The sequence below is a fragment of the Blastochloris viridis genome, from assembly GCF_001402875.1.
GTDB lineage: Bacteria > Pseudomonadota > Alphaproteobacteria > Rhizobiales > Xanthobacteraceae > Blastochloris > Blastochloris viridis.
Genome location: NZ_CP012946.1, coordinates 2,160,134 through 2,173,963, shown reverse-complemented (window position 1 = coordinate 2,173,963; position 13,830 = coordinate 2,160,134). Strand labels below are relative to the sequence as shown.

Below are 13,830 nucleotides of genomic sequence, written 5' to 3'. Positions count from 1 at the left end.
TGCGCTGCCGGCAAAGGCGGCGGCGATCTTCTTTCGGTCGACGTCTGGTAATGAAAACCGTGGGCCCGTATTGTCGGGCGTGCTGAGTGAAGCGGAAACGCCACGTGATCCAATTCTGCGGCTTCAATTAAATCCTGCGATATATCAGCCGCTTGCGCGACATCTGGGAACCCTTGGCCCCGTATGCACAACACGGCAAGAGGGCACTGCGGAGGCCACGACCCGGCTTTGTCGCAAGAGGCGATGGCATCGGCCGCCGCTGAATGAGGTGACATGAGTTCCGAAACCGCGATCTGCGTCCGTGATATGAGAAAGGTCTTCGATATCACGCGAAGCCGTTCCTTGACCTTGCGTGATGTGGTGTCGGTTCTGGCGAAAATTGCCGGATTCAACGTCTCTTCTGCGCGCAACGGTCGGGTGAAGGGCGTGACAGGTCAACCGGTCACGGCGCTGGAGGCCATCGATCTTGAAATCCGGCGCGGCAGCGTCGTCTTTCTCACCGGGCCATCGCGCTCCGGAAAAAGCACCCTGCTGCGCATCCTGGCCGGCGCCACGTTACCGACCAGCGGGCGCGTGGTGATTTTCGGCCGGATTGCCGCGCTTCTGGGGCGACGCGAAAATCTCGATCGAGGATCGGTGAACGAGGTTATCCGGCAGCAGTTCGCGTTGGACGCCGCGCGGCGGCAAACCAGGGGGGAGAACTGCGCGCAATGGATCATCGACTTCGCCGAGTTATCCGGGTTCGAACATGCCGCGGCCGATAAGCTATCGTCCGGCATGCAACTGCGGCTAAATTTCGCGTTGGCGCTGCATGGATCCCCGGACATCGTGCTGATCGACGATCTGCTGGGCGTCGGCGATATTGCCTTTCAGCGGAAGTGCATCAAACGGCTGCGCGAATTGCGCGACCTTGGCAGCACGATGGTGATCGCATCCGAAGACAGCGCGCTGATCGGCGCGCTCGCCACGCGCGTGCTGGTGATGGACGGCGGGCGCATCGTCGCCGATCTGCCGCCCGACCAGTTCGGCGTGACCGCAGCAGATGGCCCGCCGCTGCAGTGGAACGTTCGCCAGATGTCACTTGGCAACGGTGTTGTCACGGTCGAGGACGTCGGCGTCGTCGACCGCGGCGAAGCGGGAGCGCCGGACCTCGAATTTCAGATGACATGCGTGATCGAAGCTCCCCAGCGGTTTCGGCCCCTCATCGACATTGTCAAAGGCGGTGCGACCCTCATGCGCCTGTTGTCGCCCCGTTTCGAAGATGCGACCGAAGGCCGATACCGCTGCGAGGTCAGTCTTCCTTGCCGACACCTCGCCGGTGGCGATTATTGGATCGAACCGGCGGTGGTCTCGCACGTCGAAGATGAGGTTTTCGTCCTCAAGATGCCGAGCGCGGTTCGTTTGCAGGTCAACAACGCGGCCGCGAACAGCGATGCTCCGCTCGTTGCCTCGCTGGTTTGGGACGCCGAAATCGTTGAGCCGGAGACGACAGCGTGACCGTCGCTCCGGTGATCTCGGTTCGAGACCTCTCGAAGGAATTCAAGCTCGCTCGCCAAGGCGGGCGGTCCGGAATCGGCAGCCGCGGCGTCGCCCTGGAAACGATGCTGCGCGAGCTGTTTCCGCTCCGCTCGCATCGGTCCTCGACGCCGACCACGGACACCGTGTTGCGGGCGGTTGATGGGGTCTCGTTTGACGTCGAACGCGGCGAGGTTCTCGGCATCATCGGCCGCAACGGCGCTGGAAAGAGCACGCTGCTGAAAATCCTCGGCCAGGTTCTCCGTCCCACGGCGGGCCATGTCGAGGTTCGCGGACGGGTCGTTCCTTTGCTCGAGCTTGGGGTCGGTTTTGCGCCGGACCTGTCAGCGTCGGAGAATATCCAGTTCTTTGCACACAGCCTGAAAGTTCCCAGATCGCAGATAGAAGCGCTGGAAGACGACATCCTGCGAAAGGCCGATTTGCTGGAGTTCAGGGATGTCCCGCTCGAAGATTGCCCGAGCGGGAGCTTCATTCAGCTGGTGTTCGCGGCGATGCTGACGTTCCCGACCGAGGTATTGCTCGCGGACGAGGTGCTGGCTGTCGGCGATGCGGCGTTCCGGCAGAGGTGCGAGCAGCGGATCGCCGAAATTGCCGCGGCCGGTGGGGCCGTGCTTCTGGTGTCGCATGACATGGGCGTGATCCGCCGGTGTTGTTCCCGTCTGCTGTGGCTTGACCAGGGCCGTATCCGCCTGTCGGGCGATCCTGATACGGTGATCGGGGCCTATCGCTCCGAACTGCTCTCGGTGTCGGCGGAATCCGAGATCGAGGGCGAAATCTGTGAGATCAAAGACGTGCGTCTGCTCAATGCCGATTGCGGCGAGGTCGGCGCGTTTCAGATGTCCGAGAGCGGTTTCATTGAGGCGCTGATCCAGGCGCGTTGCGCCTGCTCGTTCGACGTCGTGTTGAAGCTGCTGCAGGCGGACGTCCACGTACTGACGGATCGTCATGGCCCGGTGACGCTCGCGGCCGGGCAATCGGTGCGGGTGAGGGCGGCCATTCCGGCTGACCTGCTGAATGAAGGTCAGTACGATGCGAGGTGCGTTCTGGCCGACCTCAGTGGCAGCGACCGGTCGGCTGTTGCCGGCGAGGCAACGCTGGCTCGTGCGGAGATCGTCGTTCGGGTGTTCAATTCCAGTCCCGAACTCTCTGTCTGGGCGGATTGGCGGTGGGGCCGGCCCGGCTTAATCAGCCCGCGAGCCGGGTGGAACGTCGAGCGCATCCGGAGTCGCAGCGAATGACGAAGGCAACTGTCACGGTCCTGGAAGGCGGCCCGATCACGTTCAGGAAGGAGCTCGCCGCTATCTGGCAATACCGGCATTTCTACACCTTCCTGTTCCATGAAATCAGCATGAAACGTTACAAGCGCACCCTGCTGGGCGCTTGGTGGCTGGTCATTCGCCCGCTGATTCCCGCCATTTTTTCGGTCGTCGTGTTCACCTCGGTCGTTCCGATGGATACCAACGGAACGCCGTACCCGGTTTTCTTTTTTTCGAGCTACGCCAGCTGGGTTTTGTTTCAGGCAACGCTGATTTTGATGCCGCGCGCCATCCTCTGGCTGCGCAGCCTGATGCGGCGGACCTATTTTCCGAAGCTATTGATCCCGCTTGCGTCGATTGGCCCACCGCTGCTCGAATGGTTGGTCTCGATGACCTGCTTCGCGCTGGTAGTCCTGTTCTATCGCGCGACCTTGGGGAGTTGGCCGATCGATCTCGGGTGGGGGGTTGCCATGCTCCCGGTGGCGACCCTGATGGCTTTGTTGTTTGCCATCGCTATCGGAATTGTCCTCAGTGTGGTTGCTGTATTTGTCAAGGACGTCGTCTATACCGCGCCATATTTCGTCCAGATTTTGATGCTTTTGACGCCAATTCTATATCCAATTCATTTCATATCAGAAGGATTTCGGTGGGTTGTCTACGTTTTAAATCCAATGGCAAGTATCGTGGAAATGACACGGTGGTCCCTGACAGGAGTAGGTGAGCCGCCATGGTTCTATTTTTGCGTGTCATCGACAATTATATTGGTATCACTTATTATGGCGATATGGTTCTTCGTCAGGGCTGAGCCTTATATCTCAGATGAATCCTGATAAATTCTCGCGGATGAAACTGTAATGACGTCGTTCCGTACAAGAATAATTTACAAGTTAAAAAATCGTAACTTGCCAACTAAAGCTCGGCTGGCATTATAAATCATAATATCTCTAAGACTGGGATGAAGGTTGAGAAAATACGAGCGTGGCTTGAAGGCGAGAGCAGGTAAGCAGTGTATCAAATGGATTTTGGGACATTCACCGCCCGACTGATGGCCCCCGTCGTTAAGTTGGTCGCGTCGCCCGCGGTCATGCGCACTCTAGTGTATACCGACAGGAGTCGGGCGCTGGTGCCGTTGATCAAGTCGCTGGGAGGGTTTGCCAAGCGACTCGACAAGAACCTGAGTAACGACCGGATCGGCTACCACGTCGTCCGCGATCATTATGGCGCGTCCGCCCGCAAGCTGCTGCCGCTTCCCGATTTGCCGGAGTTTGGCGCCTTGGCCAACGACGCTTTGCGCACCGGCCGTTGCCTGCTCTACTACGACCGCCTGTTCACGCTCTACAACGCCTTGAAGAACGTCAAGCGACGCTCTCGAGAGAAAGTTGGAATCGTCGAGGTCGGCGTCTTCAAGGGAGGCACCAGCTATTTTCTTGCACGCGCGATCAGCGAGCTCGCTCTGGAGGCAACCCTTCACGCTTGCGACACCTTCAAGGGGCACGACAAGGTTGACGTAAGGAGCGATTACGATCGCCACCTCCCATCTTGGTTCGCGGACGCCTCGGCAGATGCCGTCAAGCAGTTGCTTGCGCCATTCCCGTATGCCAACGTGCACGTTGGGCGTGTCCAGGAGACGTTTGATCAGCTTCCCAAACGCATCGGGCTGGTTCATCTCGACGTGGATCTTTACGAGCCGACGCTATTTTGTCTGCGCCATTTTATGCCGAACATGGTACCGGGCGGCCTGATTGTCGTGGACGACTACGGTGCGAAGTCCTGCCCAGGCGTCGTTCGCGCCATAAATGATTTCCTTGATGAGTTCGAACGCGTAAACGTCGTGCCTCTCGACACTGGACAATGCGTCCTCGTTTTCGGGTGACATGTGAGATATCTCGTCGTTCTTCGTCATCCCTTCTTTCTGAAGAATTTTGCCGCCGGGTTCGGCAGGCTGATCGAGCGTGGACATCACGTTCGCGTCGTGTTCAGCGAGCCTCCAAGCGGTCGCGTCGGCGAGGAGTTGATTGCCCAAACGGCAGCGATGCTCCCCGAGCTTGAGATCGGCTATGCGCCGGCTGTGAAGTGCGCTCGGTCGGGGGCTTCGCAGGTCGTCAGCACTGCGCTCGACGTGCTTCGTTACGACCTTCCCATGTACGGGAGCTCTCACTTTCTGCGGGCGCGGGCGCTCAAATTGGTTCGGCGGACGTTCGGCGCGGACGTTTTCCTGATGTGGGCGCGGAGACGTGCCCGCGACAAGGGCTATGCCGCCGCCAACGATGGTCTGAAGGGCGTGCTCGATTCCCTGCCGGCACCTCAGCACCTCGTCGATTTTTTGCGGGCGTCAAAGCCTGATGTGATGATCATCTCGCCGCTGACGCCGATCGGGTCGGAGCAGAGCGGGTTCATTCTGGCGGCGCGCCAGTGCGGCATTCCCTCTTTGTACAGCATGTACAGTTGGGACAACCTGACCAACAAGGGCATGCTGCGACCGACGCCGGATTTCGGTCTGGTGTGGAACCAGTCGCATCGCACCGAAGCGTCTGAGTTGCATGGTCTGGACCAGGACCGGGTGGTGCTGACCGGTGCGCCCGGCTACGACATCTGGTTCGAATCCCAGCCGGTGCGCGAGCGGGGCGAGTTCTGCCGTTCCCTCGGCCTCAATCCGGACGAGCCGTTCATCCTTTACACCTGTTCGTCGGGCTCGATCGGCGGGCGTAAGGAGGCCAGCTTCGTCGAATCCTGGCTGACAGCGATCCGCACGAGTGGCGACGCTCGGCTGGCGCGCGCCGGCGTTCTGGTGCGCCCCCATCCGCAGAATGCGCAGATCTGGGAGACCAACGATCTGTCGAGATATGGCAACGTGGCGATCTATCCGCGTGCCGGTGCGATACCGTTCTCCGGCAATGCGCGCGAGGATTTCTACCTCTCGATCCACCACGCCGCCGCCGTGGTCGGGATCAACACCTCGGCGATGATCGAATCGGCGATCATCAACCGACCGATCGTTGCGTTCGAGGATGAGAAATTCGACGACGGCCACCTCGGGACGCCGCATTATTGTGAACTGCTGAAGCACGATTTCATGATCCGGACCCGCGACCTCGCGGCAAACATTTCGGTTCTGAGCCGGCTGGTCGGGAACGACGAGGCGCTGCTCAAGTGCAGCCGCGAGGCCAACGCCCGGTTCATCGACAACTTCATCCGCCCGCTGGGCCGCGATCAGTCGGCGACGCTGTGCTGGGCGAATGCGGTCGAGGCGGTGTCAGCGCGCGCCACCGCGGCGGTGTCGGCGCGGCCGAACCCGACCGCTGCGTGGTGGCAGGTCCGCCTTGCGTTGACGCTGGGGTGGCTTCACCTGTTCGTCGTGCATCCGACCGCAAAGTTTTTGCGGAAACGAGTCATACGGCGACGTTCGTTCCGCGGCTTGGTCTCGGGCGTGCTGCGACGCAGCGGACCGCTCTATTCGGCTGCGGTGTGGGGCCATCGAATGGCGTGGTGCGTTTTGAACGTTCGCCGTCGCGGTCTGCACAGCGTCCGCACTCTTGGGATTTTCGCCCTGCCGATTCCCATTCCGATGTTCGTCGAGGGGAAGAAAAGGCGTCTGCACGCGCTGGCAGAGCGGGGCATAGTGGCGCGACGCTACCATGACGGCGAATTTCGCCTTCTCGCAGAAATCGAGAGGGCGTTCGGCGTCGGCGGAACGACGCCCGATCATCTGATCCTTGGCGATTCGGTTCATTACCGCGTCCGCGGCGAGGACAAGGATGGCCGAACGCTGGCGGCGATGCTGGTCGATCAGCTCGGTGCAGGCAGATGCCTTGCGCTCAACGGCTCGGCGTTCCCGCCGACGCTGTTCCTGGAAATTCTCCGCTGCATCCAGCGGATGCCGCATCGGCCCCGCTATGTGGTGCTGCCGATCAACATGCGGTGCTTTTCGCCGCAGTGGCATCTGCGCAACGACAATCAGTACGAGAACGAAATCGCCGCGCTGCGGGCGCATCGGCCGGGAGCGCCGATACCCAGTCTTGAGCCCACTCCGGCGGATCTGGCGGCATTTCGCAAGATTTCCGTCCGCTACCCGGATTCACCGTTTGAGACCGTCGACGATTTTCTGAAGGTGATCGACGACCGTGCCGCAAAGGCGTCCGATGATTCCTGGCGAAGCCGGCAGATCGCCATTTTCCATTACATGCATCCGCTGACGGCGGATCATCCTTGGCTGGCGGCGCTGCAAGACACGGTGGATGCCGCTGCCAGCATGGGCATCACGCCGCTGCTCTACGTCACGCCGCTCAACCACATGTGGGGCGCGCGCGTGGTCGGCCCGCGGTTCCTGGAGGTGCTCGCAAGCAACATCGCCATCGTTCAGTCGGCCCTGCAACCACGGGTGCAGCGCGCTGGCGGCATGTTCGACGATCTCAGCCTCTCCTTTGCGGACAAGCTGTTTTTCAGCAAGAATGAGAAAACGGAGCATCTTGCCGATGCCGGTCGTGCCGAATTGGCCAATGCCATCGTGGCCGACCTCCTGGCGCTGGCGGCAACGCAAGACTCCAGCAATAAGGTCAAGGTGGTGGCGCGGTGAATGCACCATTCGACGCGCGCCGCTCGAGCGCTGTCTGCGTAAATTTGACGCTCCGAACCTCGGCGCGCAAGCGGACAGCGCCGCTGCAGAGGTGATGGCATTGTGAACGTTGTTGCTCTTGTGCCTGCGCGGTCAGGCTCCAAGCGGGTGCCCCACAAGAACATCCGCGTGCTGAACGGTCATCCCGTTCTGGCTTATACGATCTGCGCCGCGCGCGCGTCGGGGGTGTTCGACAGCGTCATCGTCTCGACCGACTCCGAGCTTTACGCCGACATCGCCCGCCATTACGGGGCGGAAGTGCCGTTTCTCCGTCCGGCTGAAATCGCCGGCGACCGCTCGCCCGATATCGAATGGGTCAGGCTGACCATCGAGCGGCTTGAGCAGGCGGGACGGAGCTTTGATGCCTTCTCAATCCTGCGGCCGACCTCGCCGTTCCGCAAACCGCAGACCATCCGGCGCGCCTGGGACCGGTTCCTGGGCGCGGAGGGCATCGACTCGCTGCGCGCGGTCGAGTGGGTCGAGCAGCACCCCGGCAAGATGTGGGTTGTGCGCGGCGACCGCCTGCTGCCGCTGCTGCCGCTGTCGCCGGACGATGCGCCCTGGCACAGCCAGCAGATGGCGGCGTTGCCCGCGGTCTATGTCCAGAACGCCAGCCTGGAAATCGCTTGGACCCGCGTGGTACGGGCCTCCACCATTTCCGGCACCGTGATGCTGCCGTTTTTTACCGAGGCTGACGAGGGCTTGGACATAAATCGGTCGAAAGACCTATGGTATGCCGAGCTCCTGATCAAAACCGGCGAGGCTCTGTTGCCGGAGGTTGATCGCGACCCGTACCCGATTGACCGATTGTCCGTTGACGCGTGAAAAATCCATTTCCTGAGGAGCTATACAGTGGGTGATCTTATCGGGTCGGTTGTCGACTCTGAGCTGTATTATATTCCGCAATCCGAGTTTGGCCGGGTTCGTCGCCTCAACAGCGCGAAGGCGACCATTGTTTCACTGTTTGCCGACATGGCGCGGCTCAATGCGCTTTATATGATCGCGCGGGCAGGCTCCGGCCACATCGGCTCCTCGTTCTCCTCGCTCGACATCCTCAGCCAGCTCTATCTCGCTGAGATGGCCGAGGGCGATCTGTTCTTTTCCTCCAAAGGCCACGACGCGCCGGGGCTTTATGCCGTGCTGATCGGGCTTGGCCGCATGGCCGAGGATAAGCTCCACGTGCTGCGGCGGCTGGGCGGGCTGCCCGGCCATCCTGACGTGTCCATCGCCGGTATGGTCACCAACACCGGCTCGCTTGGCATGGGCATCTCCAAGGCCAAGGGCATGCTGATGGCCGACCACCTGCTTGGCCGCCGGCGCCGCATCTTCGTGATGACTGGCGACGGCGAGTTGCAGGAAGGCCAGATCTGGGAGTCGCTACTCTCGGTTCCCAAGGACATTGCGGCAAACCTCACGGTGGTGGTCGACCACAACAAGTTCCAGTCGGACTTTTCGGTGGAGCGGACCTCCAGCCTCGGCGATCTCGCGGCCAAGTTCGCGGCGTTCGGCTGGCACGTGGTGCGCGCCGACGGCCATGATCCGCAGGTTCTGGCAAAGACCTTCGCCGAACTCTGCGATGTCACCGATAAGCCCAAGGTTTTCATCGCCGACACCGTGAAGGGCAAGGGTGTGTCGTTCATGGAGGGCACCTCGATCGACTCCGACGTCGAGATGTTCCGCTACCATTCCGGGGCGCCGAAGGCCGACGAATATCGGCAGGCGATCGAGGAGATCGAGGCGCGGCTGATCAAGCTCACCGCGGAGGTCGGGTCTGGCGCGATCGAGGTCCGGCGCACCGAAAAACCGGTGGTGACGCCGGTGCCGGCCGAGAGCGTGCGGCTGTTTCCGGCCTATACCGAGGCGCTGCTGGCCGCCGCCGGCCGCCACCCCGAACTGATCGTGCTCGACGCCGACCTTAGTCTCGACATGGGCCTTCTGCCGTTCCGGGAAAGTCACCCGGGTCGCTTCGTCGAATGCGGCATCGCCGAGCAGGACATGGTCAGCCGGGCCGGCGGCATGGCCCTGGCGGGCGCGTTGCCGGTGGTGCATTCGTTCTCGTGCTTCTTGTCGACCCGGCCCAACGAGCAGATCTTCAACAACGCAACCGAGCGCACCCGCATCGTTTATGTCGGCGGTCTGTCCGGGGTGCTGCCAGCCGGTCCCGGCCATTCCCACCAGAGCGTGCGTGAAATCTCCGCCATCGGTGGCATTCCCAATCTGGTGATGGTCGAGCCGTGCTGTCCGGAAGAGGTGGGACCGCTGTTCGACTGGTGCCTCGCCTATGACGGCCCGAGCTTCCTGCGGCTGGCGTCGATTCCGTTCGTCACCGCGGCCAGGCTGCCGGCCGGCTACCGGCCTGGGCTCGGAGCTGGCGTCACGCTGCGCGGCGGCCGTGACGCGATCATCGTCGCCGCCGGCCTGGTGGCGGTGGCGCAGGCGCTGGCCGCGGCCGAGCGACTGGAGAACGATGGCCGCTCGATCGGCGTCGTCAACCTGCCGTGGCTGAACCGGGTCGACGCTGGATGGCTCGCCGGGCTGGTCGCCGACGTGCCGGCGCTGATCACGCTCGACAATCACTTCCGGCCGGGCGGCCAGGGCCAATATGTCCTTGCCGCGCTCGCCGCCGCCAATGTGGAGCGGATGCCGCGCTGCCTGCAGATCGGTCTTGAGGACGTGCCGCCCTGCGGTCGCAACGACGAAGTGCTGGGCGAAATCGGGCTCGATGCTGCCGGGCTTGCCGATCGGATCGCCCACTTCCTCGGCGAGGCTCCGGCGCGCCGATGAGCCTCGACCTGCGCGCCTTCCTGCGGTCCTCTCCGAAAGCGCTCGGCGCGCGATTGTCGCGCCTCAACCTGCTGGCGCGCACCGGGCTGCATCAGGATCTGCGGCCGATCCTCGCCACCGACGCGCCCGGATGGCAGGCGGCGCGCGATCGGGCCCGAACCGGACCTCGGGTCGTGATCGCCACCAACAATGGCGGACAGTTCGGCCTGTCGGCGATCGACCGGCTGCTGGCGGTGGCGCTGACCCTGCGTGGCGCCTCCGTTCACACCGTGCTGTGCGACCGGGCGCTGCCGGCCTGCATGATGTGCGAGCTGAATTTGCAGCCCGATCCGGCGCGATTGGCCGCCAGGGGGCCGTCCCGGCTGTTGTGCGGCTATTGCCACGACCCCGCCGCCACCCGCCAACGTCAGTTCGGCCTTGCCGCCGAGCGGCTGGGGGACTTCATCACGCCGGAGGATCGCCGGAAGGCCGAACAGATCGCCGCCGGGCTCGACATCGACGCGCTCCGGAACTGGAGCTGGGATGGCCTGCCGCTGGGCGAGCACGCCTATGCCGGCACGCTGCGTTATTTCGCCCGTGGCACCCTCGACGATGAGCCGCACGGCCTGACCGTGGCGCGCCGATTCCTGGCGGCGGCGGTGGTGACGGCGGCGGCCTATCGGCGTCTGTTTGAGCGGCTGAAGCCGGACGTGGTGGTCGCCCATCACGGCATCTATTCGCCGCAGGGTGTGGTCGCCGCGGTGGCGCGGGCGCATGGCATCCGGGTGGTGACCTGGAACCCGGCCTATCGCCGGCATTGCTTCATCTTCAGCCACGACGACACCTACCACCACACCCTGATGAGCGAGCCGACCGGGCGCTGGGCCCAGACACCGCTGAGCGAGGCGCAGCGCTCACGGATCATCGATTATCTGGTGAGCCGGCGGGAAGGGCGGGAGGACTGGATCCGCTTCCACAAGGATCCCGATTACGCCACACGGGCGCGGCTGGCCGAGTTCGGCCTTGAGCCGGACAAGCCGCTGGTGGTGGCGTTCACCAACGTGTTCTGGGACGCTCAGCTCCACTACCCCACCAACGCCTTCGCCAGCCAGATCGACTGGCTGGTCGCCACCATCGCGTTCTTTGCCGGGCGGCCCGATTTGCAGCTCGTCATCCGCGTCCACCCGGCCGAAGTGTCGGGCAGCCCGGCCTCGCGCCAGCGCGCCGCCGATGAGATCGCCCGCCGCGTTCCGGACCTGCCGGCCAATGTCGCGATCGTGCCGCCCGAGAGCCCGCTGTCGTCCTACCAGCTCGCCGATCTTGCCAACGCGGTGCTGATCTATGCCACCAAGATGGGGGTGGAACTCACCGCCATGGGCATTCCGGTGGTCGCGGCCGGGGAAGCGTGGGTGCGCAACAAGGGCATCACCGAAGACGTTACGTCACCGGAGCACTATCAGGCGATTCTCAACCGGCTGCCGTTCGAGCGGGTTGACGATCCGGACCGGCGCGAACGGGCGCTGCGCTACGCTCACCATTTCTTCTTCCGCCGCATGATCCCGCTGGTATTCGTAATGCCGGAGCACGGGCCGCGGCGCTTCACCATTTCCGCGCGCGACCTGAGCGTGCTGCGTCCGGGAGGCGATCCTGGGCTCGACACGATTTGCAGCGGGATTCTCGAAGGTTCCCCGTTCGAGGCTTGATCAGGCCCGGCGAGGCTCCTATCAGCAAAAGTGTCTGCCAGTGGCAGGGAGGAAAGCCGTTGGAACGGGTTTTCGTGTTTGGCGACAAGAAGATCACGGATGATAGTTCTCCCTTCGTCATTGCCGAAGTGGGGCACAACCATCAGGGCAACCTCGAGCGTTGCAAGGCCATCTTCCACGCTGCTGCCGAAGCAGGGGCAGATGCGGTCAAGATCCAGAAGCGGGATAACCGAACGCTGTTCACTCGGGAAATGTACGATTCTCACTATGACAGTGAGAACGCTTATGGACCGACCTACGGCACCCATCGCGAGTTTCTGGAATTCGATGCCGCGCAGTATCGTGAATTGAAGGAATACTGCGACAAAATCGGAATCCTGTTCTTTTCGACCGCGTTCGACGATGCTGCGGCCGACTTTCTCGCGGAACTCGATATGCCGGGCTACAAGATCGCCTCGGGCGACTTGGCCAATATCGCGCTTCTCAAGAAGGTCGCCGCATTCGGCAAGCCGATCATCGTTTCGACCGGCGGCGCGACGATGGAGGATGTTCGGCGCGCCTATGATGCGATCATGCCGATCAACTCGAACCTTTGCATCATGCAGTGCACCTCGGGCTATCCGCCGCCGCACGAGGAGCTCAATCTGCGGGTGATCGAGACCTTCCGGAACGCCTTTCCGGACATCGTCATCGGCTTTTCCTCGCACGATTCCGGCATCGCCATGCCGCTGGTCGGCTACATGCTGGGCGCGCGGGTGTTCGAAAAGCACTTCACCCTCAACCGCGCCTGGAAGGGGACCGACCAGGCGTTCTCGCTGGAGCCGGCCGGCCTCAAGCGGGTGGTGCGCGACCTCGAACGCGCCCGCATCGCGCTCGGCAATGGCATCAAGACGCCATATCCGTCCGAGACCTCGCCCCTCAACAAGATGGTCAAGCGGGTGGTGGCGGCGCGCGAGCTTCCGGCCGGAACGGTGCTGAGTGCCGACGATCTCGCCTTCCGCATTCCGGTGAGCGCCAAGATCACGGCGGCGACGTTGCGACCGTTCGAGGCCGAGCAACTCGTCGGCCGCCTGCTGACGCGTAGCGTGTCGGCCGAAGAACTCGTCACGCTGGCCGATGTCGGGATCGGTGAGGGTGATGCAGTCGCCGTTTGACGTTCAAGGTCGGGTGATCGTGGTCACCGGCGGGCTGGGGCAACTCGGGCGCCGGTTTGCCGCGGCTCTGCTTGCTGGCGGCGCCCGCGTCGCGCTGCTTGACCAGACCGCCCCGGATGATCTGTCGCTCGGCGGCGCGGTGCCCGATGCGCTGCAGGCCAATCTCTTGGGGATCGCCTGCGACGTCACTTTGCGATCGGCGCTGGAGACTGCGCTGGCCGAGATCGAGCGGCGCTGGGAGGCGCCGTTCGGCCTGATCAACAATGCGGCGATCGACTCGCCGCCCAATGCGCCGGCCACCGAGAACGGCCCGTTCGAGACCTATCCGGAGGCCTCGTTCGATCGCATCATGGACGTCAACGTCAAGGGCGTGGTGCTGTGCTGCCAGGTTTTCGGCGGCCGCATGGCGGCGCTCGGCCGCGGCTCCATCGTCAATATCGGCTCGATCTACGGGGTGGTGGCGCCGGATCAGGCGCTCTACCAGTACCGGCGCGACCAGGGCGAGGTGTTCTTCAAGCCGGTGGCCTATTCGGTCTCCAAATCCGCGCTCTACAATCTGACGCGCTATCTCTCGGTCTATTGGGGGCCGAACAACGTGCGGGTGAACACGCTCACCTTCGCCGGCGTATTCAACCGGCAGGATCCGCGCTTCCTGGAGCGCTATTTGCCCAAGGTGCCGCTCGGCCGTATGGCCGAGGCGGAGGACTACACCGGACCGATCATCTTTCTGCTGTCCGATGCCGCTCGCTACATGACCGGCGCCAATCTCGTGGTCGATGGCGGCTTCACCGCCATGTGAGACCGAT

General features: G+C 62.9%; 10 protein-coding genes. All 10 read left to right on the top strand.

Annotation, left to right across the window (positions count from 1 at the left end; all coding sequences use genetic code 11):
* The first annotated feature begins 273 nt into the window (after positions 1–273).
* The 10 genes from BVIR_RS09605 (at position 274) to BVIR_RS09560 (ending at position 13,823) form a co-directional block, all read left to right on the top strand.
* A complete protein-coding gene (locus BVIR_RS09605; RefSeq protein WP_082416917.1) occupies positions 274–1,497 on the top strand; it encodes an ABC transporter ATP-binding protein in 1,224 nt (407 codons plus the stop codon).
* Complete coding sequence (locus BVIR_RS09600; protein WP_055037469.1) at positions 1,494–2,774, top strand: ABC transporter ATP-binding protein; 1,281 nt, start codon at positions 1,494–1,496, stop codon at positions 2,772–2,774. Before BVIR_RS09605 ends, BVIR_RS09600 begins: the two co-directional genes overlap by 4 nt.
* Complete coding sequence (locus tag BVIR_RS09595; protein WP_055037468.1) at positions 2,771–3,622, top strand: ABC transporter permease; 852 nt, start codon at positions 2,771–2,773, stop codon at positions 3,620–3,622. The genes BVIR_RS09600 and BVIR_RS09595 overlap by 4 nt, the downstream gene beginning before the upstream one ends.
* A gap of 293 nt (positions 3,623–3,915) precedes the next feature.
* Positions 3,916–4,665: a TylF/MycF/NovP-related O-methyltransferase gene (locus BVIR_RS09590; protein WP_169788598.1), complete on the top strand. Its 750-nt coding sequence runs from the start codon at positions 3,916–3,918 to the stop codon at positions 4,663–4,665.
* A gap of 3 nt (positions 4,666–4,668) precedes the next feature.
* Positions 4,669–7,365, top strand: coding sequence for a hypothetical protein (locus tag BVIR_RS09585; protein ID WP_145912007.1), 2,697 nt, complete (start codon positions 4,669–4,671; stop codon positions 7,363–7,365).
* Between the two features lie 102 nt (positions 7,366–7,467).
* Positions 7,468–8,229 carry an acylneuraminate cytidylyltransferase family protein gene (locus BVIR_RS09580; protein WP_197604426.1) on the top strand — a complete coding sequence of 254 codons (762 nt, stop codon included), beginning with the start codon at positions 7,468–7,470 and terminating at the stop codon, positions 8,227–8,229.
* 27 nt (positions 8,230–8,256) lie between these two features.
* A complete protein-coding gene (locus BVIR_RS09575; RefSeq protein WP_055037464.1) occupies positions 8,257–10,188 on the top strand; it encodes a transketolase family protein in 1,932 nt (643 codons plus the stop codon).
* Positions 10,185–11,870, top strand: coding sequence for a capsular polysaccharide export protein, LipB/KpsS family (locus tag BVIR_RS09570; RefSeq protein WP_055037463.1), 1,686 nt, complete (start codon positions 10,185–10,187; stop codon positions 11,868–11,870). Before BVIR_RS09575 ends, BVIR_RS09570 begins: the two co-directional genes overlap by 4 nt.
* The gene (locus BVIR_RS09565; protein ID WP_236823584.1) at positions 11,867–13,024 is read left to right on the top strand and encodes an N-acetylneuraminate synthase family protein; all 1,158 of its coding nucleotides are present in this window, start codon (positions 11,867–11,869) and stop codon (positions 13,022–13,024) included. The genes BVIR_RS09570 and BVIR_RS09565 overlap by 4 nt, the downstream gene beginning before the upstream one ends.
* Positions 13,008–13,823: an SDR family oxidoreductase gene (locus tag BVIR_RS09560; RefSeq protein WP_055037461.1), complete on the top strand. Its 816-nt coding sequence runs from the start codon at positions 13,008–13,010 to the stop codon at positions 13,821–13,823. The genes BVIR_RS09565 and BVIR_RS09560 overlap by 17 nt, the downstream gene beginning before the upstream one ends.
* Positions 13,824–13,830 lie beyond the last annotated feature (7 nt).

Coding starts and splice junctions, on each gene's coding strand:
- BVIR_RS09570 (WP_055037463.1), top strand. CDS start 10,185: ATGAGCCTCGACCTGCGCGCCTTCCTGCGGTCCTCTCCGAAAGCGCTC.
- BVIR_RS09595 (WP_055037468.1), top strand. CDS start 2,771: ATGACGAAGGCAACTGTCACGGTCCTGGAAGGCGGCCCGATCACGTTC.
- BVIR_RS09560 (WP_055037461.1), top strand. CDS start 13,008: ATGCAGTCGCCGTTTGACGTTCAAGGTCGGGTGATCGTGGTCACCGGC.
- BVIR_RS09605 (WP_082416917.1), top strand. CDS start 274: ATGAGTTCCGAAACCGCGATCTGCGTCCGTGATATGAGAAAGGTCTTC.